The organism is Nostoc sp. LEGE 12454, from assembly GCF_056620565.1.
Genome location: NZ_JBWQXL010000002.1, coordinates 1 through 23951 on the forward strand (window position 1 = coordinate 1; position 23951 = coordinate 23951).

A 23951-nucleotide genomic window follows, 5' to 3' on the forward strand; every position below is an offset into this window, starting at 1 on the left:
ACACAATGCATTAGTAAAACAATACTTTAGTGATTTAGGGGATGATTGGAAACCTAACATTGCTTCCCCTAGAAGTGCTTTAAGGGTTGCTTGCACAATGTTAGATAACGACAATCAATCAATGATGAGCTTGCGTCATCATTTATTGTTTGATGTCTTGGGATATGGAAGGAAGAATTTAGCTGTATACTATGGCTCTAGAGAAAATATGGAGCCACCTGTTGAAGGTCATCCCAAAATAGTCTTTTACTTTTCACAAGATTCTCAGTCTGTGCCAGCTACGCAAAACTATAAATCTGATGCAGAATACAGCGTTAGATTAATGAATTTAGAAAATACTTCTATTGATTTGCGTCAAAAATTAATAGAAATAGCAAATGAAATTAAAGTTCAGTTTACTCACAATAAACAAGGAATTATTCATGCCAAGGGCAATCTTTGCATTAGCTACAAAGATACAAAACACGGGTTCCCCAATGGTTCAAAGATACTTTCTAACAATGAGGCTGATGGAATAAATCTCTACAAGAAAATTTGCAACGTAATTGATGTTCCTTTTGATGAATTAAAAATAAATGTAGGTAATCCCAAAAAACCGAGTACTGTCGGTGAAGTTACCGAAACTCAGATAATTATGGGTAAAAAGCGTAAAAAGAAATCGTACAGAAGAATAGTTAACTTAATATTTAGGTATGCTTACGCATTAATTCCCGGAGAAGTTAACCCAGTATTCTTGATAGATACTACGTACAGATATGACCCTTTAGTTAAACTTTAGTTGAGATGAATTTTTGATTCTGGGAAATCGAAGTAGGAAATATAATATATCTCCGCTAGAAAAATACGGTTATTTTAAGGCTAAATTGCAATTAATAGTTTTTCAAAACAAAATCGAGAAATATGGCAAGACGTATTAGTGGAGCAAAGGCGCTTGAATTAGCTCAAGAGAAAGTTAAAAGAGAGACAGCGAGAAAAGCAGAAAGACTAGAAAATCCAAAGCCTTACAAGCCCCGTCCTAACGCTGACTATCAAATAGTTTGGGCAAAAGACCTGATTGATGTTGGAAGAAATTTAGAATTAAGGGTGAATTCTAAAGTATTGCAAGTTTTTGGTGGTGCAGCTAAAGCTGGTTTGTTAACTGCTAAACCAGCAGCAGGTGCAAATGTAGTAATAGATACTGGCAGTCGTATCCCTTATTTTCGAGTCGAATGGTTCAAGGGAAACGCGACACCCGTTACTATTGCTGAGTCCAGTACACACGGACGATGGTTACGGTTTGCAGATAAAAATCCTTTAACAGGACTTTATTATCATCGGCTGCCTTTCTATGCCATGAAGAACGCGGAAGGTGCTACTGCCTATACCTTAGAAGCCCTAATTGATGCATTTCAAAACCTTTTTAATACACCCGAAGAAGTAACAGCACTTTTAGGTGAGACTGGCAGGATTTACCTTAAGCAGGGATACGGTAGTCAGTGGGTTACTCTGAGCAGAATTAAGGCTTAGAAATGTTTGCTGACTCAACAAAATGGAGTCTAATTATGGATTCCACTAAAAACGCAACAATATCAGGTGGGATAATCATCGAACCCATAGCAGCTTTTAAACCTTCCCACCTTTTTTCATCAGCAGTCGTAGCAGTTCAAGTATCTAGCGCTACGGCTAAATCAAGTTGGTACAAAGCTGGTTATTTAAATCAAGCTGTTCCTGTACCATTTTCGTTAGGGTTGGCACTTGGAGAATCGCGCTTTGTTTCTCTTTACACACCAGTAATCATTAAATTTTTACGTTTTCCGACTGATTATAAAGTTTCGTTTGAAGTCCCAAAATACTTTCAAGACTGCACTTTGAAGATATGGGAATTTGTAGATAACTAACGGCGATGAAAATTCATTTCCTTTGACCAATGACTACTACACAGCTCATAATAGCTATTACCAATACCAACTCTTCTAGTAACTCCCCAGGAATAACACTAACTCTAGAAAGCACTGGTATATTTTTAGGGATTCTCGTTAGTGCTTCTGTTCTTGGTGGTGTAACTTTTACTGTCATCAGCAAAATCAATCGAATTTCAAATTCGATTACTCAAATTGAAAAAGCTCTTGAAGAACAAACAAGAAATACTGAAAAAATTCGTGAGATTGACAGGACACTAGCTTTGCATATTCAAGAATATGTAAATCGGAAGGATGTCATTCAAATGCTTTTAGGGCAACTGAATGAGAAGATTGACCACAAGTTCAGAAGGATATTGTTTTACACAAGGGATATACAGCGTTTTTTGCAACGCGATACAAATTTTCAGATTCGTGAGTATGAAGAACACACCCAGCCTGATGAGTAATCATCTGGGGATTCAGGGTAACTGAAACTTTTTGCAGCAGTCTGGACAAAGTAGGTCTTTACCTAAAAGTTTGAGGTCGGAGTACTTGCCGCACTTGAAGCAAGTGCCTTCTAGGTGAATTGTTCCAACTTTAATTTTTGCTTTCATGTCGTGCGGGGATTCTATCAACTAATATTCCTTCGGCGGCATCACTTTCGCCGAGAAAGTTTTGCACCAAGAAGAAATCCATGATTTTATCGTGGCGGAAGTACCATTCTTTCTTGGCTTCGCCTTTTTCATCTTGCCACTGACGGCTGACTACCATTTTGTATTTCTCGTCTGACAAGGACATGGCGACTTGGTGAAATTCATCGGCGGGTAAGGCTTGTTTGTCTTCGAGTCGCATTTGGTAGACGGCGGCTGAGAATTTCTTTAAGGGAAATTCTTGATTCCATTCTTTCAGGTATTCTGCCGCCATTAGATTGTATTGCTGTTCTTGCAGGCGAAATAAGTTTGGCTGTTTACCTTGTGATAGCATCAGCGCAACCACTGTCAGATCCATTGGATTAGAAAGAATTCGGCGGACCGCATCTAACTCTTCTTGAGCTTGCTGGTTGTTGAGGACTTCTGCTAAATAATTGGTACAAGCTTGGGCGTAATCAGCACCTTGAATTTTGGCATCTTTGGGGAGTCGCGGCTGACGGGAGAGCAAAAACTCTTGAATTTGTTGTTGTTCAAGGGGCTGCAAGTAGTAGGTTTTGGCTGTTGAGGGGGGTGTCCACTCTAGGGGCTGGGTTGTCATGATAATGTTGCCCCGGAAATAGCTTTCGACAAACTGGCAGATTTTGGCGCGGGTTTCGGCGGTGACTTCGTTGAGTCCGTCGATGCAGATATCTATCGCGCCACTGTAAATCAGGTTTTTCAGGAAGCTGGCATCTTGGGCTTGTCCGTGTAGCTTGTCTTGGATGGCTTCAATTACGCCCTTATGACATTTTTGGGCGGGGAGATAAACGACTATGCGCTGGGAGTTTTGCAACAGATGACGGAGAAACATCGACTTGCCTAAGCCGGAATCACCTTCTAAGATAATTTGTCCTTGAATGCTGGGTAAGGCTGCGGTAATTGAGAGGATGTCTCCTGAAGTGGGAACTTTGACTTGAGACTCTGGGAAGTATGATTGATCGTGAAAATTATCTAAGCCGGCATCGGCTAATAGGGAAGGTTTGAAGGGTTCAAATAATTTGCGGCGGAAGGGGGGAAACCAGGTGAGGAGAAAGCCTACATAGCCCACGCCGAGAATACGACGTACCCAAGGGTTCCAGAAGAAGATGGCTTGGACTTGGGGAAATTTGGGGTAGGCAAAGATGAGGGCTAGCCAAAAGGCAATATGAGCGATGATGGTGTTTCCGGCTTTGAAAAACCACTGCCAACCCTCAAGGTTATTTATCTGTGACTGTACTGCATAAGCTTTAGTAGGGTAGGAAGTTTTGAGGTTATTGTAGTGGGATTGTAGCAAACCAATATCTTGCCATTGCCAATGAACTTTTTTGTTATTGGCAACTATAGAAATCTGTTCTGCTAAATCTTCTCTTAATTTATCCAGGTCTTTACTCGGTTCCCAGGCTTTGAGAAAAACCTCCAGCGTTTTTTTGCCTTCATCATGGGTAAGTTGCTCAGGAATTGTTTTTCTCTCAGGTCTGCCCAGCCATGTCAGTAGCGTTTTTACTTCATCTGTGCCGCCACTTAGGAAATAAGACCAAAACCGCCAAAATTCAAACTCTAATTGACCTGCGTAATAGACACTATCCATAATTACAACTATATTATTTAGGTTCAGTTGTTCTATCTTCCCCAATGCCTCTGCAAGGGAACGAGTATAATGGTCAACGGATTTATCCTTGAGGATGTTGAGAATGTCTTTGACGTAGGGTTTGGCAGCCTCCCCCAGATTTCCCAATGCCACTGCTGCACCGGAACGAACAAAGGGGGGGTAAACGGATTTATCCTTGAGGATGTCGAGAATGTCTTTGACGTAGGGTTTGGCAGCTTCCCCCAAGTTACTGAATGCAGAATCTGTATCATCAATAGACCTGCTTTCAACAACATTATCCTTGTGTATATTGAGGATGTCTTTGACGTAGGGTTTGGCAGCCTCCCCCAATTTGCCTAATGCGGAAGCCACACCGTAACGAACAGAAGTGTTAACAGTTTTATCCTTGAGGATGTCAGCGATGTCTTTGATGTAGGGTTTGGCAACTTCCCCCAGATTTCCCAATGCCTTTGCTGCACTTTTACGAACATCACCGTCAACAGATTTATTCTTGAGGAAGTCGAGGATGTCTTTGAAGTAGGGTTTAGCTGCCTCCCCCAGATTTCCCAATGCCTCTGCTGCACTGGAACGAACATCTTTATCAACGGATTTATCCTTGAGGAAGTCGAGGATGTCTTTGACATAGGGTTTGGCAGCCTCCCCTAAATTTCCCAATGCCTCTGCTGCACTGGAACGAACAAAGTCGTCACCGGATTTATCCTTGAGGATGTCAGCGATGTCTTTGACGTAGGGTTTGGCAGCCTCCCCCAGATTTCCTAATGCCTTTGCTGCACTGGAACGAACAGAAGTGTTAACGGATTTATCCTTGAGGATGTCAGCGATGTCTTTGACGTAGGGTTTGGCAGCCTTCCCTAAATTTCCTAATGCCTCTGCTGCACTGGAACGAACAAAGTCGTCACCGGATTTATCCTTGAGGATGTCAGCGATGTCTTTGACGTAGGGTTTAGCTGCCTCCCCCAGATTTCCCAATGCCTTTGCTGCACCGGAACGAACAATTGAGTCAACGGATTTATCCTTGAGGATGTCAGCGATGTCTTTGACGTAGGATTTAGCTGCCTCCCCAAATTTGCCTAATGCTACTGCTGCATCGTAACGAACAATTGAGTCAACAGATTTATTCTTGAGGAAGTCGAGGATGTCTTTGACGTAGGGTTTGGCTACCTCCCCCAGATTTCCCAATGCGTCTGCTGCACTTCTACGAACATTTAAGTCAACAGATTTATTCTTGAGGAAGTCGAGGATGTCTTTGACGTAGGGTTTGGCTACCTCCCCCAGATTTCCCAATGCCTGTGCTGCACTGGAACGAACATCTTTATCAACGGTTTTATCCTTAAGGATTTTGGCAGTTTTCTCGGCAATATCCTCTGGTTTCTTGACCACGGATTTTAAATCTTTGAGATTATACTCAACTAATTTATCCAGAGCATATCTTTTAACTTCGTCGTGTCCGTCATCAAGGGCTGCTGATATACCGTTAATCTGCCAATCTTGGGGTTTGGGTTTGGGGGTTTCTTTGGCGTTTACCCAAGGTAGAGAGAGGAAGAGAGTTAGGAGTAGGGTGAAACAGAAAAGGAAAAAGATGGAGAGCTTGTTAGTGTGGCGGGGAGTTATGAGCATAAATCAGGGCAAGGCGGCAGATTACACGCGGCTATCGGTATAATACCAAGCTTGCAATTCCTAATTCCTGATTGAGAGCCTTTAATACTTGCTCACGAGTATCAAAGACTCATTAACGAAGCTCTGAGGTTCATCGACGATGCTTTGAGGTTTATTGACGATGCTTTGAGGTTTATTGACGATGCTTTGAGGTTTATTGACGATGCTTTGAGGTTCATCGACGATGCTCTGAGGTTCATCGGCGATGCTCTGAGGTTCAGCGACGATGCTCTGAGGTTCAGCGACGATGCTCTGAGGTTCAGCGACGATGCTCTGAGGTTCATCGGCGAAGCTTTGAGGTTCATCGGCGAAGCTTTGAGGTTCATCGATCAAAAGATATATCTCGTTTTACAAATCAGGAGACTCTCAATACGATTCGGTTAATGTGCATAGTCATTGGAGATCCCCCTAAATCCCCCTTAAGAAGGGGGACTTTAAGAAGTTTTCCCCGTTTTTTGAGGTTCGCCTAAATACCCCTTAAGAAGAGGGACTTTAATTCCGGTTCCCCCCTTTTTTAAGGGGGGTTAGGGGGGATCGTATGCTGTATCTGCTCACACACACTATCAAAGTGATTTAAAACTTGACTATTTGTAAACCTAATAATCTTTAAACCATAGCCTTCCAAAATGTTTGTTCTCTCCAGATCGTAATCTTGACCTTCATTTGTAAAATGGCTATCCCCATCAATTTCAATCACTGTTTGTAAAGTAGGGCAGTAGAAATCAACTATGAAATGATTAATCGGTCGTTGTCTTAAAACCCGATATTGAAAATTTCTCAAATATTCATACCACAGCTTTTTTTCTGCTGGGGTCATATTTTTACGAAGTTCTTTCGCTCTTTCTACAAGCTTTGGATTGTAAGGTAGATAGAGATTGCTGCTATTGAGTTTGTTTGTCATATTTTCTAGTGTTTATGCCCCCTACCCAATACTGCGTAGGTTTTGGTGCATAGTCATTCGAGATCCCCCCTAACCCCCCTTAAAAAAGGGGGGAACCGGAGTCAAAGTCACGCTTTTTAAGGCAATAGGGTTCAGTTAACGTTTTGATCCCCCCTAACCCCCCTTCAAAAAAGGGGGAACCGGAGTCAAAGTCCCCCTTTTTAAGGGGGATTTAGGGGGATCTCAAAGTATTGGCTACATCACTAAAAGCTTTTTAAAAGCCTTTAAGAATCGACAGCAGCTTTAGCAGGTTTACTTTTAATAGCTTTAAACCGTTCGCCTAATTGTTCAGCAATAGTTTTTAACCCTGGAGTTTTCTTAGCAGCAGTCTTCACGTAATCATAAACTGTCAAACTACTACCCATTGCTTCGCTACCGACTGCCATTAGGGTATCATCTACCTGTTCTGTCAGTTGTCGCAGTCCAATCAAAACTTCGGTGAGGTTAGCAGCTAGTTGATAATCCCGCACAAATTCATCTAAATCAAAACTGGCTGGTAAAATATCTCGGTTAGATTGGGCAGCAATCAGGCTATTGTTGACAAAAGCTAGTCTTTTATCGCCCATCTTAAATAAGTTGCGTCGTTCTTCTGCACTCAGGGTAACGAGAAAAGGCATCTTTGCTTGGATAGTCGCAAAGGCTGCTTTAATTTCTTGGATATCTTCTGGGGAAAGGGAAGCGGTAATGTTTTGGTAAGACATTGGATATTTACTGTGGTAAATCTGTTTGTTATGATTCCCACTGGTAAATGCGATCGCACAAATTGGGCACGAGGCGGAAGACGCGATAAATCGCCGTCTCTACAATTATGGGCGCGATGGTTTCTTACCAAAGCCATAGCGCATTGTATCCATAATCCAAGTTTGGAAGTTGTCAATGTAGCTAAATATCACTGGCACTACCACCAGTGTCAACAGAGTAGAAGTTGTAAAACCGCCCATAATAGCAATTCCCATTGGTTGGCGAACTTCAGAACCGGCGCCAATTCCCAATGCTAAAGGGAGAATACCGGCGATCGTTGCGAAAGAAGTCATTAAAATCGGTCGCAGACGTGATACGCCCGATTCTATGAGTGCCTGACGTTGGGTTTTGCCTTCTTGCATATTGATAATCGTATAGTCAACCAACAAAATCGAGTTTTTGGTGACAATCCCCAACAACAACACAATCCCAATCAAGGCATATATTCCCAAGGGTTTTTGAGCAACCATCAACGCTACTAATGCGCCACCTAAACAAAAGGGTAAGGCTGCCATAATCGATAATGGATGAAGAAAGTTGTTATACAGCAGTACCAGAATTGCATAGATACACATTAATGCCAGCCCCAAGGCACCGCCAAAGCGACCGAAAATATCTTGCATAATTTTGGCGCTGCCTGATGGTTGCTGTACTACTCCTGGCGGTAAGTTTTGCATCGCAGGTAGTTGGTTGATTGTCTGGACTGCCTCTCCTAAAGAAAGCCCTTGCAAATTGGCTTCTACAGCTACTTGACGGGCGCGATCGTAACGGTTGATGGTAGCAGGGCCGCTACCAAAGCGGATATCTGCCACTGCGATGAGGGGAACCAATCTACCATTTTGACTGGGGACTTGCAGATTTGTGATTGTGTTAATGTCAGCCCGCGCTTGCGGATCGATTTGGACGCGAATGGGGATTTGGCGATCGCTTAAATTAAATTTCGCTAAGTTGGCATCATTATCGCCGATGGTGGCAAGGGAAGCAGTCCGAGCGATCGCTTGCACTGTCACCCCCAAATCTGCTGCCCGTTGCGGGTTGGGAATTACCAAAATCTCTGGTTTTACCAAACTTGCAGTCGAAGCCACTTCTACCAATCCAGCTAGCGATCGCATCTGCTTTTCTAAGGCATCAGCAGCTTGATTCAAAGCTTCGGGATTTTCACTTCTGAGGACAATTGATAAACCTTTGCGGCTGTCACCCGGCGACTGACTTTGAAAACTAATTCTCGCTCCTGGTATTTGTTCAAAGTTAGGACGTACTTGTTCCTCAAACTGTTTTTGGGAAATATTTCGTTTCTCTCTGGGTTTGAGATTAATCGCAAGACTGGCAGAATTGATCTCTTCTGTTGCTAGTACGCGTTCAACTACTGGATTCTGGCGGATAATATCAGTCGCTTGTGTGACTACCTTGTTAACATCTTCTAATGTGGAACCAGGAGGAAGTTCTATAGATACATTAGAAATTCCAAAATCGCCATCATCAACAAAACCCTTGGGAATTAAAGGAACCAGCGTCAAACTGGCAATAAAAAAAGCTAAAGCGATCGCCATTGTTGTCAATCTATGGCGTAACGCCCACTGTAAAAGCGATCTATAAGGTTGAAAGCCTTGACCCTTTTCATCTCCAAGTTTTCTACTTCCGTTCCCGCCACCTGGAAGTGTAAATTTAAAATTCAAAATTTTTATTACTCCCCTCTGCCCCTCTGCCCCTCTGCCCCTCTGCCCCCCTGCCCCTCGGTCACTGAGCGTAGCCGAAGTGCTGCCCCCCTGCCCCTCCGCCTCCTTTAAAAGATACGCCCCCATCATCGGCGTAACCATCCGCGCGACAAGAGTTGAGAAAATTGTGGAAACGGCAACGGTAACGCCAAATGGTTGGAAAAATTGCCCCGGAATCCCACCCATAAAGGCAACAGGCAGAAACACTGCAATAATGGTCGCTGAACTTGCGATTACCGCTAATCCTACTTCGTCGGAAGAGTCAAAAGCAGCTTCCCAAGCTGACTTCCCCATAGCCATGTGGCGTTCCATATTTTCAATTTCCACAACGGCATCATCAACCAAGTTGCCCACTGCCAGGGCTAATGCCAACAAAGTCATGTTGTTGAGGGTGTAACCAAGGGCTTGCTGCACTGCGAAGGTGGGAATTATTGACAAAGGTAAGGCAACAGCCGTAATTAATGTTGCTCGCCAGTCCCGCAAAAACACTAAAATAACGATGACCGCCAGCACCGAAGCTTGAATCAATTCATCAATGGTGCTTTGGTAAGATTGGCGGACAATATCGGCTCTAGTAAAAATTAAATCCAGTTTGACATCTGGAGGAAGGGTTTTTTCCAATTCTTTGACTGCTGCTTTCACTCCTTCTTCCACAGTCACCAGAACGCTGCCAGTACTACGCAAGACTTGAAAAGCTACCACAGGTTGATTATTCAAACGGGCAGCTTGGCGCACGTCACCAAATTTATCTTCTACAGTTCCCAGGCTAGATAAAGGTACGGAACCACCTTGTGGTAAAACGATTTCGTAGGTTTTCAAAATATCCACACTGGCGGCACTTCCAAGTGTGCGAATACTTTGTTCGCTACCACCGACTTCGGCACGTCCACCAGGTAAGTTAATGTTCAAAGCACGGATTTGGTCGTTTACCTGAGTGGCGGTAATCGCTAAAGATTGTAAGCGGTCTGGATTAAGATTAATGCGAATTTCTCTATCAACACCACCCACGCGCTGAATTTGTGCTACACCACGAACTCCCAACAAGGCACGGCTAATAGTTTGGTCTACGAGATTGCTTAATTCTTCTACAGAACGCCGATCTGATTTAACTGCGTAAGTAATCACTGGGCCGCCGGAAAATTCTAGGCGTTCCACAATTGGATCGTTAATGTCTTGGGGTAAATCTTGGCGAATTTGAGCGATCGCATTCCGAACATCATTGGTGGCGCGATCGCTATCTGTACCCAAAACAAAATTGATTGTCGTCTTAGAATTTCCATCGCTGACGGTGGAAATCATGTAATCGATATTGCCCAACCCCGCCACAGCATCTTCAATTTTTTTCGTCACTTGGGATTCTAGTTCTGCTGGGCCTGCACCTGGTTGGGTGACTTTGATCGAAACTGTTGGTACATCAATATTTGGGTTAATATCAATCCCCAAGGATATGAATGAGAACCAACCGACAACCGTCAAAATTAAAAATAAAACTATCGTGGGAACAGGCTTATTAATCGACCAGGCTGAGATATTAAAAGACATTGGGAAATTAATTTTAGATTTTAGATTTTAGATTTTGGATTAGTCATTTGTCATTTGTCATTTGTTACTTGTACTGAGCGAAGCCGTTGGCGCAGCCTCTCGAAGAGAAGTATTGGTCATTTGTCATCGGTTATTTTTCCCTATTTCCTTCAATTTGCAACTCGAACCCGATCGCCATCTTTGAGATAGCCTGCACCATCAACGACAACGCGATCGCCTAACTGTAACCCACTCTTAATTTCCACTGTCTCATTATTGCCAGGATCTCCTAACTCTACTTTCTGGCTGCTGACTGTATTTTCACTCGATAAGATGAATACAATTACACTTGCGTCAGCTTGGGACTGCACTGCTTTTTGTGGCACTACCATTTTCATCCCTGAGTCAGTAGTAATTGCAGCACTAGCAAACATTCCTGGTTTAAGTAAAGTTGTTGGTGGCAAGTCAATTTTCACTGTCGCTTCCCGTCTTTGATCGTTCAGCTGTGGTTGTATGTCTCTGACTCGTCCCTGCGATCGCACCCGCCGATCGACATCAGAAGTAATTTGGACGGATGCGCCAATTTTCACCTGAGTTAGTTGAGTTTCGGGCACCTTCGCCTGAAGTTCTAGCTTTTCATCTCGGATAATCGAAAATAGCTTTTGTGTGCCACCAATAACAATTCCCACCTGGGTTTGCGGCGGTACACCAGTGACATCCCCGACTCTAGCTAATTTCTCGGCAATTACTCCCGAAACCGGCGCACGTACTACAGTTTGTCCCAACTGAGTTTGCAGTTGTTGCACTTTAGCAGCACTGCTTTTGACATCGGCTTTGGCTTTGTTGATAATCGCTTGGGCGTTATTAATATTGGCTTGGGCACTGCCAATATTAGCCTGGGCGCTACGCACATTTTCTTGGGATAGGTTCACAACTTCTATGGCAGTTTTCACAGCGTAAGAACGAGTATCAAGTTCTTGTTTGCTAATCGTCCCAGAGTCAGCGAGTTGTTGATAGCGCTGATAATTTTTGCCTGCTTCCTCCAACCTCGCTTTAGCTTGAGCTAAATCGGCTTGTTTTTGCTGCACTATTGCTTTATTTGATGCCAAATCTGCCTGCTTGGATGCCAAATCAGCTTGTTTGGATGCCACATCTGCTTGTTTCGATTCCACATCTGCTTTTGCTTGGCTAATTTGGTTTTGCAGTATGGAACCATCTAACACCGCCAACACTTGCCCTTGTTTGACAAAAACTCCTTCTTTGACATTTGCGGGGATGCTTTGAATTTGTAAACCGTTTGTTTGCGGTAGCACCGGAATTAAATCACTCGCGGCTACAGTCCCAGTCGTTTTAAGAGTACGGACAACACGGGCGGTTTCTACTGTGGCGGTAGTAACTGTCATCGCCGGGTTAACTTTTTTATCCGCTACCCCACTTTGTTGACGCGATGGAGAACGATTTAATACACTCATCCCAACCAAGGCGATCGCAATTCCTAAACCAGTACCCAAGAATAATGGCTTCAACCATGCCCTGGTCTGCTTTCGATCTGATTTGCTTAAAAAATTCCTATCTTCAGAGGTTATAGCTTCTTCCACCTCAACTTCTGAAAGACTTTCATCGCTCACAGTTTCACCTCTACTTGCTGTTTATGCATACCAAATCTTGGTATTTTCTTAAGAAAACTTGAAGTTTATTTACTTCGATATTAACTATGACGCATTTCATAGTGAATGTCTTTTATCTGCAACAGTATATAATACAACCTCACAACTAAGAGAAATTACTATCTAAAAATGGTAATAAATTTTATGTAGATTATGATACAAAAAATTTTCTCATCTCATAAAGCTACTCTATGTCACACACCATCTGTATTGAGATCACTGTCAACTAATGCTTAGATATGAAAAACTAATATAGCTCATTTAGATTTATCTAATTAGAATCGAAAGTATTTATGTACCTTGGTACACCAGGAAATTATGTTTTACACGTAATCAATCATTTCTTAAAGCCTTTGTGTTGCCAGGAAGCCATGTATCGAGACATAGATAAAGCTAGCGGCTACAGGTACACGTGAGTTACAAAGGAGCAAACTCCATTGCCTAAAATTCCAGCAAGGGTGGCCTTGATTATGGAATTTTGAAATCAATCAAAATCAATAAAAAATTAGTATTTACCAGAGTAACCAGATATGTTCAATGCCACTGAAATTTTAATTGATGCCTTCGTAAATGAAATTCGAGACGGCTACCGCCGCACTTATGGCTGCTTTAAAAATGATTATCAGGACATTATCGCCTGGGCAGGTAACATGGCTTTGGAAAACATTGCCAATAGCGACGCTCTTTATCACAATGTTGAACACACAGTCCTAGTCGCTCTAGTGGGGCAAGAAATTTTACGTGGCAAACATATCAGAGAAGGCGGTGTTTCCAGTGAAGACTGGTTGCATTGTATTATTTCCTTAGTGTGTCACGATATTGGCTACGTTAAAGGGGTTTGCCGACAAGACCGAGAAACAGCAAACTTATATGCCACAGGTAAAAATGGCAGAATGATTTCTGTGGCTGCTGGCGCTTCTGATGCCAGTTTGACGCCGTATCATGTTGATAGAGCCAAGCTTTTTATTGATGAGCGTTTTGGAGGTCACAAATTAATAGATGCTGACGCAATCAAGAGCAATATTGAATTGACTCGATTTCCCGTGCCGGCGGCGGAAGATCATCAAGATACAAAATGCTTTGCAGGATTAGTCCGTGCTGCTGATTTGATTGGTCAACTAAGCGATCCGCGTTACCTGAAGAAAATTACTTCTTTATTTTACGAATTTGAAGAAACTGGTGTAAATAAAGTTTTGGGCTATAATACCCCTGCGGATTTACGTAATAACTACGCTAAGTTTTACTGGAATGGCGTTTATCCCTATATCCAAGAAGGACTGCATTACCTATCATTGACACAACAGGGAAAACAAATTCTTGCTAATCTCTACTCAAACGTGTTTGTTGTGGAACATGAAAAACAACAGGAAGAACAGCAGCGATATTTAGAGAAGTTAGCAGTTAAGAGTTAGGAACGCGATTAATCGCGTCTGTACAGGAGTTTAGGAGTTAAAAATTATTAATTATGAGTTATGAATTAAGATAAAAACTTAATAACTCATAACTCCTAACTTATAACTCCTAACTACTATGGATTGGTGGCGACGACTTAAGAAAAACCCTTTGGCACGATTTGGGGCAATTTTACTGTTAATTTTCTATATAGGAGTAATTGCAGCTGATTTTGTAGCTCCTTATGACCCCTATGCTTCACAGCCTAATGGTTCGCTGCTGCCACCAACGAAGATACACTGGGTTTCTCAATCAGGGCAGTTTATTGGGCCTTATGTTTATCCGACGACTCAGGGAAATACGAATTTAGATACAGGCGATCGCCAAATCATTGTAGACTCAACAAAGCCTTCACCCCTGCGTCTATTTGTCTCCGGGCCAGAATACCGATTGTTGCAGATGAGTTTGCCACTACCACCGAAGTGGGATGAAGTCACAATCTTTGGTGGTATCCCCTTAAATTGGCATTTATTTGGCACAACAACCGGCGCAAAAGTCAATATTTTGGGCACTGATGACCAAGGCCGCGACCAATTCAGCCGCCTGTTGCATGGCGGTCGCATCAGTATGTTTATCGGGATTTTTGGTATTATCATTACCTATCCCCTCGGTTTGCTCGTTGGGGGAATTTCTGGCTATTTCGGCGGTGTGACTGATAGCATCATTATGCGCTTGGCAGAAGTGCTAATGACTTTCCCTAGTATTTATCTTTTGGTGACTTTGGGCGCAGTTTTACCAGCGGGTTTAAGTAGTACCCAGCGCTTTTTGCTAATTGTGGTGATTACTTCGGTTATTAGCTGGGCTGGTTTAGCACGGGTCATTCGGGGACAGGTACTATCACTTAAAGAGCGAGAATTTGTCCAAGCAGCGCGTGCAATGGGTGGGAACCCAATTTATATCATTGTCCGCCACGTTTTACCGCAAACGGCTAGTTATGTAGTTATCTCTGCAACTCTTGCAATTCCCGGTTTTATTGGTTCAGAAGCGATACTGAGTCTCATCGGCTTGGGCATTCAACAACCAGACCCTTCTTGGGGAAATATGCTTTCTCTGGCTAGTAATGCTTCAATCTTGGTGTTGCAACCTTGGTTAATTTGGCCGCCGGCTGTGCTGATTATTCTTACAGTGCTGGCATTCAACTTACTCGGTGATGGGCTGAGAGATGCACTAGACCCGCGCAGTTTAAGAAGATAAGCCTCCAATAAATAGTAAATGGTGTCGCTGAAGTAGCAAATGCGAACTCCGAAATAACAAATGCGAACTCCGAAATAACAAATGCGAACCCCGAAATAACAAATGCGAACTCCGAAGTAACAAATGCGATCGCCAAAGTAACAAATGCGATCGCTCTACTCTAATGTTGCAAAACCCAATGGCGAAAAAGTTCTACCACAATCCGCCAGCTTCCCTGAATTTCCTCAACGACATCATGACGCTTCAGAGTATTCAGCGCTTCCTGTAAATCGGCATCGTTCATACCTGTAGATTGAGCTAAGGCATCCAGACTTAGCCCTTCTGGATGAGGTGCAAGCACTTGTACAATTGCTTGTTGACCCTTAACACCCCGCGCCGCCTGACCCCAAACCCCATCAAAGTAGTAGCGTCCCCGCTTAAAAAACTCAGAGTCATTGATGACTGCTTCTACATCTTCTACTGTGAAAACTGGGTCACGCGATCGCCCTTGCTCAAAAACAAAGTCATTGTAGCCGCGCACTAGCTGAAAACCCAGCAGTTGTACTAAATATGGTTGACCATGTGTCAAAGCATAAATTTCATCTAAAGCTTCCGGGATGTAGTCGAGGGGGAAGTCTTCATTACCTGGGTTAGCGAGAATTTGGCGGGTAGCTGCACGTTCTTGAAAGCCTACATGAATAGGAATGACGCTGGCAAAGAAGGGTTGAAAATAATCTGCTGTCATTTCCTCTAAGGTGTGTAAACCAGCAAAGGCAAAGGCGATTTTAGAACTCATTTGCACCAATCCCCGCAAAAAACCCATAAAGTCGATAGGTATTTTGTTCGCTTCAATTAAATCTTCAATTTTCTCGAATTCGTCTAAGGCGATGATTAACCCACCGTCTAGGTTTGCTTCAACCTGTTTTAAATAGCGTTCAAAACTCCGGTAGGGAAGATTTAGTAAATCAGCGTCAGCTGGTGATGGAAGTTTTGCAGTTTGAGAAATTTCATCACAAATTGCCATTAGCACCTCACCGACACCTTGGGGACTATCTCCCAAACGTAGCAAGTTGACATAAGCTAGCTGTATTTGTGAGCCTAGACAGTTAGTAGCGTTAAGCAGAATAGAAGTTTTGCCCATACGCCTGTGGCCGTAGAGAACTACAGACTGGAGTTGATTACCCATCACCCAGAGTTCTTCTAACTGTCTGATGGCATCTTTTCGCCCAACAAAGAGATGACCTTGAACGGGGTCGCCTACAACATAAGGATTAACCACAGACTTGGTGATAGAAATTTCTCCCACTTCACCAGTGATTTGTAAAAGGCTTTCTTTCCAAGTTTGAGCGATATCTATGATTAACCCTTGCTCTGCTTGCGGCAAGGTGTTGGCTTGATTTAGGATGCTTGTGAGTTCGCCTAATGCTCGATTGAGAGCTAAAGACCTGGCTGAACGTGAGACACTGCGATTAACAAACTTGACATCCTCAATAACTCGTCGCAGATTAACAAGGACTTTCCAGGTAATTGGACGTAAAAGCGGTTCCTGTGGAAAAGGAGGAACTTGGATAGCTGCAATAGACGCTGATGTTTGAGCTTTCTGAAACGCTGTTAAAGTTTGGGCAAGGGTATACATTTCCTCACCATAGAGAAGAGAACGCACTACTGTAAAAGCCTTTACTGCTTTCACCAGTTCTTTTTCATGCAGATGCCAGAAACCAGCCGCAGCAGCACGAGCAGGAGTATCTAAGCGAATGTCTACTGTTAAAGGAGGGGAGCTTGGTTCTTTTAAATAACGAAAGAATACAAAGCCGTTAACAAGTTGTAACTTGATTTGTTCCCTCAAAGAACCCGAAGCAAAACCTACTAATTTCCAATCAAAAGGATCTGCTGCTAGTAAAGAAACACGCCAAATAATGTGTTCCGATGGAGTTGTAGTAAGTACTTTATTAACTGCTTGGACAACAGGAATGAATTGTAGGGTATATGCCAGCAGTTCATTAGTATTATGTAAACCTATTTCCCAATCATTTTGCAACCAATCTTGCAAGTGCCAGACAAAATTAGGAAGGGGAAGCGGAGTGATATGGGGGACTAGCCAATTCCTGTTTTGCATGATTCGCAAGTTTAAAAGTAAGCCAATAAGCCAGGTTTCTGGACGCAGTACTGCCACGCCAACCGCTACGCCTAACGCCACGCCAACCGCTACGCCTACCGCTACGCCTATCGCCACGGCTCCCGCCACACCTACCGCCATACCTACCGCTACGCCTCTTGTGACGCCAAACACCACGCCTCCCGCCACGGCTCCCCCCACACCTACCGCCACGGCTCCCGCTACGGCTCCCGCCACGCCGAACGCTACGCCTCCCACTACGCCTACCGCCACACCTAACGCCACACCTAACGCCACGGCTCCAGCCACGCCTACCGCCACACCTACCGCCACACTTAACGCCACGGCTCCCGCCACGGCTCCCGCCACACCTCTCGCCACGCCTACTGCCACACCTAACGCCACGGCTCCCACCACGCCTAACGCCACGGCTCCCGCCACGCCTAACCAGTTAACGGGAATGTTTACTGCCTGAAAAATTAGACCTACAGCTAGAGGTGTAACTACTGTTAAAACTAATCCTTGGAGAAGTAATTGACGTTGAATAGCATTTTGACGCAATAACTCCCATCCCTTGCGCCAATTCATTTCCCCTTGAGGAATATACCTACCCCCGAATTCATTCACATACCACCGCAAAGCCTGGGGAAAGAAAAACACCCAATACAGCAGGCGTAGATAATCCAAGGGCTTCCACAGCGAGAGGGGACGCCTCAACTTGGGCGCTAAGTTTAAACGCGGTACAGGAGGTTGTTGGGTCATAATTGAGTTTTCATCGTCTGTATGTACCGTGAATAGATTCGATGACACGAATACATAAGTCGCTGGGGGTGTCCGCAACTTTCTTTGATTAGTTGAATAATTTCCTCTTCTGTAAAACTAACCTGAGTATTCATTAAACGACTGCGAATAAATCCACGGACTATATTTTCGTCCCAAGGCTGGATAATTTCTTCAATGCAAACGCCTTGGAAGGGTGAAGGATTATCTCGACTATCAGGAAATAAAATGTCTAGGTGTTCGCTGGCTGTAATCACCAAGCGCAGAGGTGGGTTAGCTTGTCCGTCAGCTAAACCACGCAGTTGTTGGCGCAAGTCTCTGGTAAAACCCTTCCAAGTCATTTGTTCTACTTCATCTAATAACAGCAATAGTTGCTGTTGTTGTAAATTACGAATTAATTGCCGACCCCTCTCGACAGGCATCTGAACTTGTTCGCAGAGTTCATCATAAAAGTCATCATCGTTAAAAATTAGGCTTAAGTTAAGATAAATTGCTTTGCGGGGTTTGAGCAATCGATGTTGTGCTTGTTGGTAAATAGCTTGGAGTAGAGAAGACTTACCGATTTTTTTCTCTCCAATCAGTGCTACACTACTGCCGCTGTTTAGGGTTTCAAATATCCTTGTAATGTCTCTTTCCCGACCGTACAGTAGATGCTGGTCAGTGATGATGTCATTCAGGGGAGTAAATGGGTTCTCTGTGTAAGTAGGGACAGAATCAACAATCTTATAATTTTGTGTTTCCAGCCATTGTGAATACTTATTTTTTAACCAAGCTAGAAATTTTATATCTTTGCTTCTACTACTTTTATGATTAAATTCCAGAAATCCTTCGCGGTCTTGCTGGGGAGAAAATCTTCGGTTATATATCGTCCACATCTGCCTCGTCACAGTCTCTGCTGTGTCGGGAAGTTGCTTATTTTCTAATGATTGGTCTGCAACCTGATTATTGTTGTTAACAGTGTTCTCATCAGGAAATTTTGCCAGAAAAATCTCTTGTTCTGTAGGGCTTAAACCATACTGACGAAATACATCCATTACGAGAAAGGTTTGCCAAGAACTCATATTTTTGCCATTATCCTCAACACCTTGGCAACCTAATCTGCACTTCTAGATTTTAACCAAACAGAATTTAAATATACCATTTTCCGGATATCTAAAAATGCGGAATAATTTTTCCGATAATTTTTTTGTTAACCGGAAAGGCTTTTCTGGGACTTTATTCCAAGCAAAATATATGCTGTTGTCAATGGTTATTTATTAATAAAACTGATTTTGAAGAGGTAAATTACTATGAGAGTCTCAACTGACAACGTAATTGTGCCATTGACAGTGGCTATCATAGGCTTGATTGGCGTTTTGGGTGCTGCTTGGATTGCGGTAAACGGAAAGACTAATACTGAAGCTCATATTTCTCCTACTTCTGATTCAGAATGCAATCAAACTTCTGCAACTAAAGTATGCATTTCTCACCTCACTGTACAATTTAATAGCAACGAACCTCAGCAAGTTAAAAATCGCGATCGCATACCTTTAAAAGCTGGAGATATTCTAAGACTATCAAACCTCAGCTATTGCATACCATCTAAAGCTCCAGTCAATCGAGTAGAAGTAAAAAGTTATCTGTTTCCAAGTGGAGTTGAGAATTATAAAAATGGTCTTTTCACTCCTAGTACCTTCCCGATAAATGCTGGTTGTCATAATATTGGTAACTTCCAAAAAACCTGGAAGCTGGAACCAGGACAGCACCGAGTCATCATACCTATCGTTAAGCAAGTTGGCAGCAACAGAATTGCTGAAGATAGTTTCTACTTTATTTTGGATGTCGGGCAGTAATTTAAGTTGCCCGTTTGAAAGCAAAAAGTTTCTGTAATCATCAGAAAACTCTAGAGTGAAACTGCATCTCTTGTGGGGTATTACCAACCAAAAAGGGCGGGCAAGACTTTGACGTGAGCGCTTCCAATGCTGCCCACCTTACAAGAAAATAAGCAAGAATTAAGAACTTTTTGCTAGTAGCGAATTCGTGGATCTACATAAGCATTTAAAATATCAATTAAAATGCTGGCACTGACAACGATCGCACCAAAAAATACTAGCACTCCTTGGACTGTGGGATAATCGCGATCGGCGATCGCTTGATAAAGTCGATTGGCCAAACCAGGCCAAGAAAATGTTACCTCTGTCAAAATCGCTCCACCTAACAGAGAAGCAAAGGTTAATCCCAAGACTGTAATCACTGGAATTAAAGCATTCTTTAAAGCGTGGGAGGCTAAAATCTTATTTTCACCAATACCTCTGGCTCTAGCGGCTTCTACATAATCGGCTTGCAAGGTTTGCTTTAAATTCACTCGCACAATTCGCTCAAAAATTCCACTGAGCAAAATTCCTAGTGTGAGACTCGGTAGCGCAAGATGGTGTAAGGATGTGAAAAACTGAGCGAAATTTCCACCGAGTAAGCTATCAATTGTATACAATCCAGTGACAGTAGTCGGAGCCGGCAGATTGGGCGGAAAGCGGTTGGAATTAGGAAACCAACCCAGTTGGACTGAGAAAATCAACTGCAAAAGCATTCCCGCCCAAAACATCGGAAGTGCGTAGGTGATGATACCAAACAAGCGCCCGCCGACATCAAAATATGTCCCAGGACGTGAAGCCGAAAGAGTCCCAACCGCAATGCCGACGATGAGTGCAACCGCCATACTACATACTGCTAACTCCACTGTCGCCGGGAAATATTGCCCAATTATGTCCCAAACATTTTGTCCGCGACTCATTAAAGAAGTTCCCAAGTCAAAGCGCAGTATGCTTCCCAAATAAGTTAGATACTGTAGCCACAACGGAAGGTTTAAACCGAGTTGTTTTCGCAATTCTTCTTTAGCTGCTTCTGGCGCACGTCCACCAAGAATTGCATCTGCTGGATCTCCTGGTGTTGCTCTTAGTAAGAGAAATACAATAGTGATGATGGTTAATAGTTGAAGTGGCGCAAGAAGCAACCGAGAAACAATGTAATACTGTAAAGCTTTAGAACGAGACATAAGGAATTTAAAGTTTAAGATTCAAAATGCAATTTTGGGAACTATTTTAGCTATCAACTAAATATATATTAAACATGAAATTTTTATTGAATAGTCAAAAGTCAATGGTCAACAGTTATTACTAATGACCAATGACTAATGACCAATGACTACTTTTTAAGTGTCTGGTAAACCAAAATTTGGGTAGGGTTAAGTTTTACGCCATTAACACCATTTCGGGCAAATACATAGTCTTTGTTTTGCCATAAAGGAACGTAAGGTACATCAGTAGTAACTTGCGTTTGAATTTCGTTAAAAATTTTCTGACGCGCTTCGAGGTTTTGTTCTTTGCGTTGCCCATCAATCAATTTATTTATGGCTTCGTTATAGTAGAACGAACCTTGAGTTTGACTGCCTCCATCTTCGCATCCTTTAGCCACGGAACCTTTGTCACAAGACAAAAATGGCTGGACGTAATTATCTGGATCTAAAAAGTCTGGATACCAATCAAGTAAAGCTGCCGGATACAAACCCTTGGCAATGTCTTTAAAGAAGGCAGGCCCTTCCGCTTGGGTAACTTCAAATTGCAGTATTCCATCCATTTTGACATCCACAAGAGATTTGAGTGTCTGTGCTGCCAAACTCCGAGTAGGTGAACTAGAAGGATACCAAACTTGTACTTTTGCAGGATTTTCTTTGGAAAAGCCAGCAGTAGTTAATAATTTTTTAGCTTGATCGAAGTTAGCATCACCATATTTATCTTTGAATAATGGCACAGAAACTTTAAACGTTGTGGGAATCATGCTATATAGCGGATCTGCTTGACCAAGTAACACTCGTTCATTTAAAAGTGGACGGTCAATTATGGATGCGATCGCTTGTCTTACCTCTAATTTATCTAAAGGCTTTTGATTCCGGTTTAATACCAGATAACTTACTACACTACCTTCAGCTGCGATCGCTTGCCAATCCCCTTTTTTACCACCTTCTTCCAAGCTTCGATTTTGATCTGGTTGCAGCGACAGATAAGCTACATCGATTGCACCTGTACGAAAAGCATTAAACAAATTAACTGGACTAGTTTGAATTTGGAGATTAACACCCTTGTTAACTGGTTTTTCTCCCCAATATTTATCAAACACATCAAATCGGATGGAATCAGTACCATACTGTCCTAATTTGTAAGGGCCAGTTCCTACAAAAATATTCGGCTTGAATTTACCAGCACCGACTTCGTAAGCTTTTGGCGAAACGGCACACACTCCAGGAAATGCCAGCAGTGAAGGAAAAGCTGCAAAGGACTTTTTCAGCTTGATTGTCAACTCATACTCGCTTGTCGATTTTATCGAATCTACTACATCAGCTAGTAAGAATGAGGGTTTTCCTTTGTTTTCAATAAAGCGCTGGATGGTAAAGGACATTGCTTGAGCATTGAAGGAAGTTCCATCGTGAAAAAGTACTCCCTGACGTAAGGGGATGGTATAAGTTAAGCCGTCTTGACTGACTTTGGGTAATGCTGTAGCTAATTGAGGTTTAATTTCGGTGCTTCCTGGTTCGTAGGTGTAGAGGCGATCGCTCATATTAAACACCAAACCTAAAGCTGCTAACTCATAAGCATCAGCCGGATCGAGGGTTCTTGGCTTGGCTGTTGTACCGATAGTAATACGACCATCACCTGTAGGGGTATTTACAGAACCAGATGGCGGCGTAGTTGACTGCGGACGAGGAGCGCAACTAACAATTAAAAATAAACATAGACAGAACAAAGATAGGAATTGTCTAATCCGACCCCATCGTTTCACGAACAAGGAAAACCAGGTCATAGCAATAATATATTTGATATCAGCGGTCAGCAATTTTACTACATTTGTGACTCTTATGCTGAATCTTCACAATTTATAGTGATTCTTGTTGCAATAGAACCTCTGTAGCCATCTAAATCAAAAATTTGTGGCGGATATTCAACTTCATAATCAAGTTTATTGCTGTGATGCCTACGACGGGCTACACCTATTCACTATTTGGTTACAAAAAATCATTGATAAAATACAGAATTTGATATTTAAGATTTATTAAGTATTGAAAAGTTTTTATGTAATTAAAATTTTCAACATTGGTTAAATTTGTCGTAAATTCATAGTTACTAGAAAAATAGGTCTTGTAAAGCTTTGACACTTAGCCCAAGTAATGTACGTTGAGATTTTACCTGTTACTGCTTGAGAACAGACATCGATAAAGCGTTTTATCGTCAAGATTGGCTGTATTCTCAAAAAGAAGTGTGTTTGAACATCAGCGACTAAAGCGATCGCGATATCGTTAACAGCAGATTGAAAGTCGAAATAGTGAGACTAAGACCGTGAAGTATTTCTTTCTATCTGAGGGATGGGCAGTTGCAAGAGTTTGGGCATCTGATGGACTCTGGCAAATAACTGCATGGCGACGCCAACCAGATATTCAGCGAATGAATATTTGTTTAGTCGAAGAAAATGAATTGCTCTGGCTTTATCGAGTTGAAGAAGCCGTTTTAACCGTGGAAGTGAAGCCAACAACACCAGTAATTGGTAGCCAGACCATCGGTCAAGTAGTACTCAAGCGTCTGATGAGTGCCGAACAGGTTATCGAACGCCTGGGTACAGCTGAGGCGAAGTGTCAACTGCAAAATATCCACTTGGTGGTTCAGTAGATAGTAGGTATAGGTATGGGGCACAAGAGGCAGAGGGGCAGAGGGGCAGAGGGGATAACAACTTCTCTGCTCCCCTGCTCCCCTGCTCCCCACGTAAAGAAAAGATAAGCAAATTTCATCCCCAACGGGTATTGGTAGCGAAAAAACTTGGAGATGCTACGCGATCGCATCAATTTACACGCTTGCAAACAATTCCATCAATAGTTACACTTTTTAAAACATTCTCATTTTTGCTTGGCGATGGCTACCCTAACATAGGTAAACCTCCCGAAGCGAGTAAGCATTGCCGAAGCACCCACGCTGTCTGACTTATTAAGACTACGCTGTGGTGATACTCTGG

19 protein-coding genes are annotated in these 23951 nt (G+C 42.8%); 9 read left to right on the top strand and 10 right to left on the bottom strand.

Annotated elements, in window-relative coordinates; translation table 11 throughout:
- The 4 genes from AC1F2U_RS02160 to AC1F2U_RS02175 form a co-directional block, all read left to right on the top strand.
- On the top strand, positions 1 to 778 hold a 778-nt coding region (locus AC1F2U_RS02160), incomplete at its 5' end, for a hypothetical protein (protein WP_480259641.1).
- 122 nt (positions 779 to 900) lie between these two features.
- The gene (locus tag AC1F2U_RS02165) at positions 901 to 1506 is read left to right on the top strand and encodes a hypothetical protein (RefSeq protein WP_480259642.1); all 606 of its coding nucleotides are present in this window, start codon (positions 901 to 903) and stop codon (positions 1504 to 1506) included.
- Positions 1507 to 1541: 35 nt separating this feature from the next.
- Positions 1542 to 1877: a hypothetical protein gene (locus tag AC1F2U_RS02170; protein WP_480259643.1), complete on the top strand. Its 336-nt coding sequence runs from the start codon at positions 1542 to 1544 to the stop codon at positions 1875 to 1877.
- 29 nt (positions 1878 to 1906) lie between these two features.
- Complete coding sequence (locus tag AC1F2U_RS02175) at positions 1907 to 2347, top strand: hypothetical protein (RefSeq protein ID WP_480259644.1); 441 nt, start codon at positions 1907 to 1909, stop codon at positions 2345 to 2347.
- 130 nt (positions 2348 to 2477) lie between these two features.
- Here AC1F2U_RS02175 and AC1F2U_RS02180 read toward each other — a convergent pair whose 3' ends face one another.
- The 6 genes from AC1F2U_RS02180 to AC1F2U_RS02205 form a co-directional block, all read right to left on the bottom strand.
- Positions 2478 to 5774: a HEAT repeat domain-containing protein gene (locus AC1F2U_RS02180; protein ID WP_480259645.1), complete on the bottom strand. Its 3297-nt coding sequence runs from the start codon at positions 5772 to 5774 to the stop codon at positions 2478 to 2480.
- An 81-nt stretch (positions 5775 to 5855) separates the two neighbouring features.
- Positions 5856 to 6146 carry a hypothetical protein gene (locus AC1F2U_RS02185; RefSeq protein ID WP_480259646.1) on the bottom strand — a complete coding sequence of 97 codons (291 nt, stop codon included), beginning with the start codon at positions 6144 to 6146 and terminating at the stop codon, positions 5856 to 5858.
- A gap of 181 nt (positions 6147 to 6327) precedes the next feature.
- Positions 6328 to 6714: an endonuclease domain-containing protein gene (locus tag AC1F2U_RS02190; protein WP_480259647.1), complete on the bottom strand. Its 387-nt coding sequence runs from the start codon at positions 6712 to 6714 to the stop codon at positions 6328 to 6330.
- A 263-nt stretch (positions 6715 to 6977) separates the two neighbouring features.
- Complete coding sequence (locus AC1F2U_RS02195) at positions 6978 to 7454, bottom strand: hypothetical protein (protein WP_335182493.1); 477 nt, start codon at positions 7452 to 7454, stop codon at positions 6978 to 6980.
- A gap of 105 nt (positions 7455 to 7559) precedes the next feature.
- Positions 7560 to 10751 (bottom strand): efflux RND transporter permease subunit, encoded by a 3192-nt coding sequence (locus tag AC1F2U_RS02200; RefSeq protein ID WP_480259648.1) that lies wholly within the window; start codon positions 10749 to 10751, stop codon positions 7560 to 7562.
- 149 nt (positions 10752 to 10900) lie between these two features.
- Complete coding sequence (locus AC1F2U_RS02205; RefSeq protein WP_480259649.1) at positions 10901 to 12358, bottom strand: efflux RND transporter periplasmic adaptor subunit; 1458 nt, start codon at positions 12356 to 12358, stop codon at positions 10901 to 10903.
- 569 nt (positions 12359 to 12927) lie between these two features.
- Between AC1F2U_RS02205 and AC1F2U_RS02210 the strand changes: the two genes are divergently transcribed.
- Both AC1F2U_RS02210 and AC1F2U_RS02215 read left to right on the top strand, forming a co-directional pair.
- Positions 12928 to 13809, top strand: a complete 882-nt coding sequence (locus AC1F2U_RS02210) for an Npun_R2479 family HD domain-containing metalloprotein (RefSeq protein WP_480259650.1) — start codon at positions 12928 to 12930, stop codon at positions 13807 to 13809.
- A 118-nt stretch (positions 13810 to 13927) separates the two neighbouring features.
- Positions 13928 to 15043: an ABC transporter permease gene (locus AC1F2U_RS02215; RefSeq protein WP_480259651.1), complete on the top strand. Its 1116-nt coding sequence runs from the start codon at positions 13928 to 13930 to the stop codon at positions 15041 to 15043.
- A 160-nt stretch (positions 15044 to 15203) separates the two neighbouring features.
- Here the strand turns inward: AC1F2U_RS02215 and AC1F2U_RS02220 are convergent, their stop codons facing one another.
- Both AC1F2U_RS02220 and AC1F2U_RS02225 read right to left on the bottom strand, forming a co-directional pair.
- Positions 15204 to 17900 (bottom strand): AAA family ATPase, encoded by a 2697-nt coding sequence (locus AC1F2U_RS02220; protein WP_480259652.1) that lies wholly within the window; start codon positions 17898 to 17900, stop codon positions 15204 to 15206.
- Complete coding sequence (locus tag AC1F2U_RS02225) at positions 17897 to 18979, bottom strand: ATP-binding protein (protein ID WP_480259653.1); 1083 nt, start codon at positions 18977 to 18979, stop codon at positions 17897 to 17899. The genes AC1F2U_RS02220 and AC1F2U_RS02225 overlap by 4 nt, the downstream gene beginning before the upstream one ends.
- Before the next feature lie 228 nt (positions 18980 to 19207).
- On the opposite strand from AC1F2U_RS02225, the gene AC1F2U_RS02230 reads away from it, so the two are divergent.
- Positions 19208 to 19750, top strand: coding sequence for a hypothetical protein (locus tag AC1F2U_RS02230; protein ID WP_480259654.1), 543 nt, complete (start codon positions 19208 to 19210; stop codon positions 19748 to 19750).
- Between the two features lie 173 nt (positions 19751 to 19923).
- On the opposite strand, the gene AC1F2U_RS02235 is transcribed toward AC1F2U_RS02230, so the two are convergent.
- Both AC1F2U_RS02235 and AC1F2U_RS02240 read right to left on the bottom strand, forming a co-directional pair.
- The gene (locus AC1F2U_RS02235) at positions 19924 to 20949 is read right to left on the bottom strand and encodes an ABC transporter permease (protein WP_480259655.1); all 1026 of its coding nucleotides are present in this window, start codon (positions 20947 to 20949) and stop codon (positions 19924 to 19926) included.
- A gap of 149 nt (positions 20950 to 21098) precedes the next feature.
- On the bottom strand, positions 21099 to 22751 hold the full coding sequence (locus AC1F2U_RS02240) for an ABC transporter substrate-binding protein (RefSeq protein WP_480259656.1): 1653 nt from the start codon (positions 22749 to 22751) through the stop codon (positions 21099 to 21101).
- 533 nt (positions 22752 to 23284) lie between these two features.
- Here AC1F2U_RS02240 and AC1F2U_RS02245 point away from each other — a divergent pair.
- A complete protein-coding gene (locus AC1F2U_RS02245; RefSeq protein ID WP_289795423.1) occupies positions 23285 to 23611 on the top strand; it encodes a hypothetical protein in 327 nt (108 codons plus the stop codon).
- The gene (locus AC1F2U_RS02250) at positions 23575 to 23919 is read left to right on the top strand and encodes a hypothetical protein (RefSeq protein WP_480259657.1); all 345 of its coding nucleotides are present in this window, start codon (positions 23575 to 23577) and stop codon (positions 23917 to 23919) included. The genes AC1F2U_RS02245 and AC1F2U_RS02250 overlap by 37 nt, the downstream gene beginning before the upstream one ends.
- Positions 23920 to 23951: the final 32 nt, after the last annotated feature.

What these genes read in the sequence shown, in the direction of transcription:
- AC1F2U_RS02165 (WP_480259642.1), top strand. Translation starts at nt 901, where the DNA reads ATGGCAAGACGTATTAGTGGAGCAAAGGCGCTTGAATTAGCTCAAGAG.
- AC1F2U_RS02170 (WP_480259643.1), top strand. Translation starts at nt 1,542, where the DNA reads ATGGATTCCACTAAAAACGCAACAATATCAGGTGGGATAATCATCGAA.
- AC1F2U_RS02175 (WP_480259644.1), top strand. Translation starts at nt 1,907, where the DNA reads ATGACTACTACACAGCTCATAATAGCTATTACCAATACCAACTCTTCT.
- AC1F2U_RS02180 (WP_480259645.1), bottom strand. Translation starts at nt 5,774, where the DNA reads ATGCTCATAACTCCCCGCCACACTAACAAGCTCTCCATCTTTTTCCTT.
- AC1F2U_RS02190 (WP_480259647.1), bottom strand. Translation starts at nt 6,714, where the DNA reads ATGACAAACAAACTCAATAGCAGCAATCTCTATCTACCTTACAATCCA.
- AC1F2U_RS02195 (WP_335182493.1), bottom strand. Translation starts at nt 7,454, where the DNA reads ATGTCTTACCAAAACATTACCGCTTCCCTTTCCCCAGAAGATATCCAA.
- AC1F2U_RS02200 (WP_480259648.1), bottom strand. Translation starts at nt 10,751, where the DNA reads ATGTCTTTTAATATCTCAGCCTGGTCGATTAATAAGCCTGTTCCCACG.
- AC1F2U_RS02210 (WP_480259650.1), top strand. Translation starts at nt 12,928, where the DNA reads ATGTTCAATGCCACTGAAATTTTAATTGATGCCTTCGTAAATGAAATT.
- AC1F2U_RS02215 (WP_480259651.1), top strand. Translation starts at nt 13,928, where the DNA reads ATGGATTGGTGGCGACGACTTAAGAAAAACCCTTTGGCACGATTTGGG.
- AC1F2U_RS02220 (WP_480259652.1), bottom strand. Translation starts at nt 17,900, where the DNA reads ATGACCCAACAACCTCCTGTACCGCGTTTAAACTTAGCGCCCAAGTTG.
- AC1F2U_RS02225 (WP_480259653.1), bottom strand. Translation starts at nt 18,979, where the DNA reads ATGAGTTCTTGGCAAACCTTTCTCGTAATGGATGTATTTCGTCAGTAT.
- AC1F2U_RS02230 (WP_480259654.1), top strand. Translation starts at nt 19,208, where the DNA reads ATGAGAGTCTCAACTGACAACGTAATTGTGCCATTGACAGTGGCTATC.
- AC1F2U_RS02235 (WP_480259655.1), bottom strand. Translation starts at nt 20,949, where the DNA reads ATGTCTCGTTCTAAAGCTTTACAGTATTACATTGTTTCTCGGTTGCTT.
- AC1F2U_RS02240 (WP_480259656.1), bottom strand. Translation starts at nt 22,751, where the DNA reads ATGACCTGGTTTTCCTTGTTCGTGAAACGATGGGGTCGGATTAGACAA.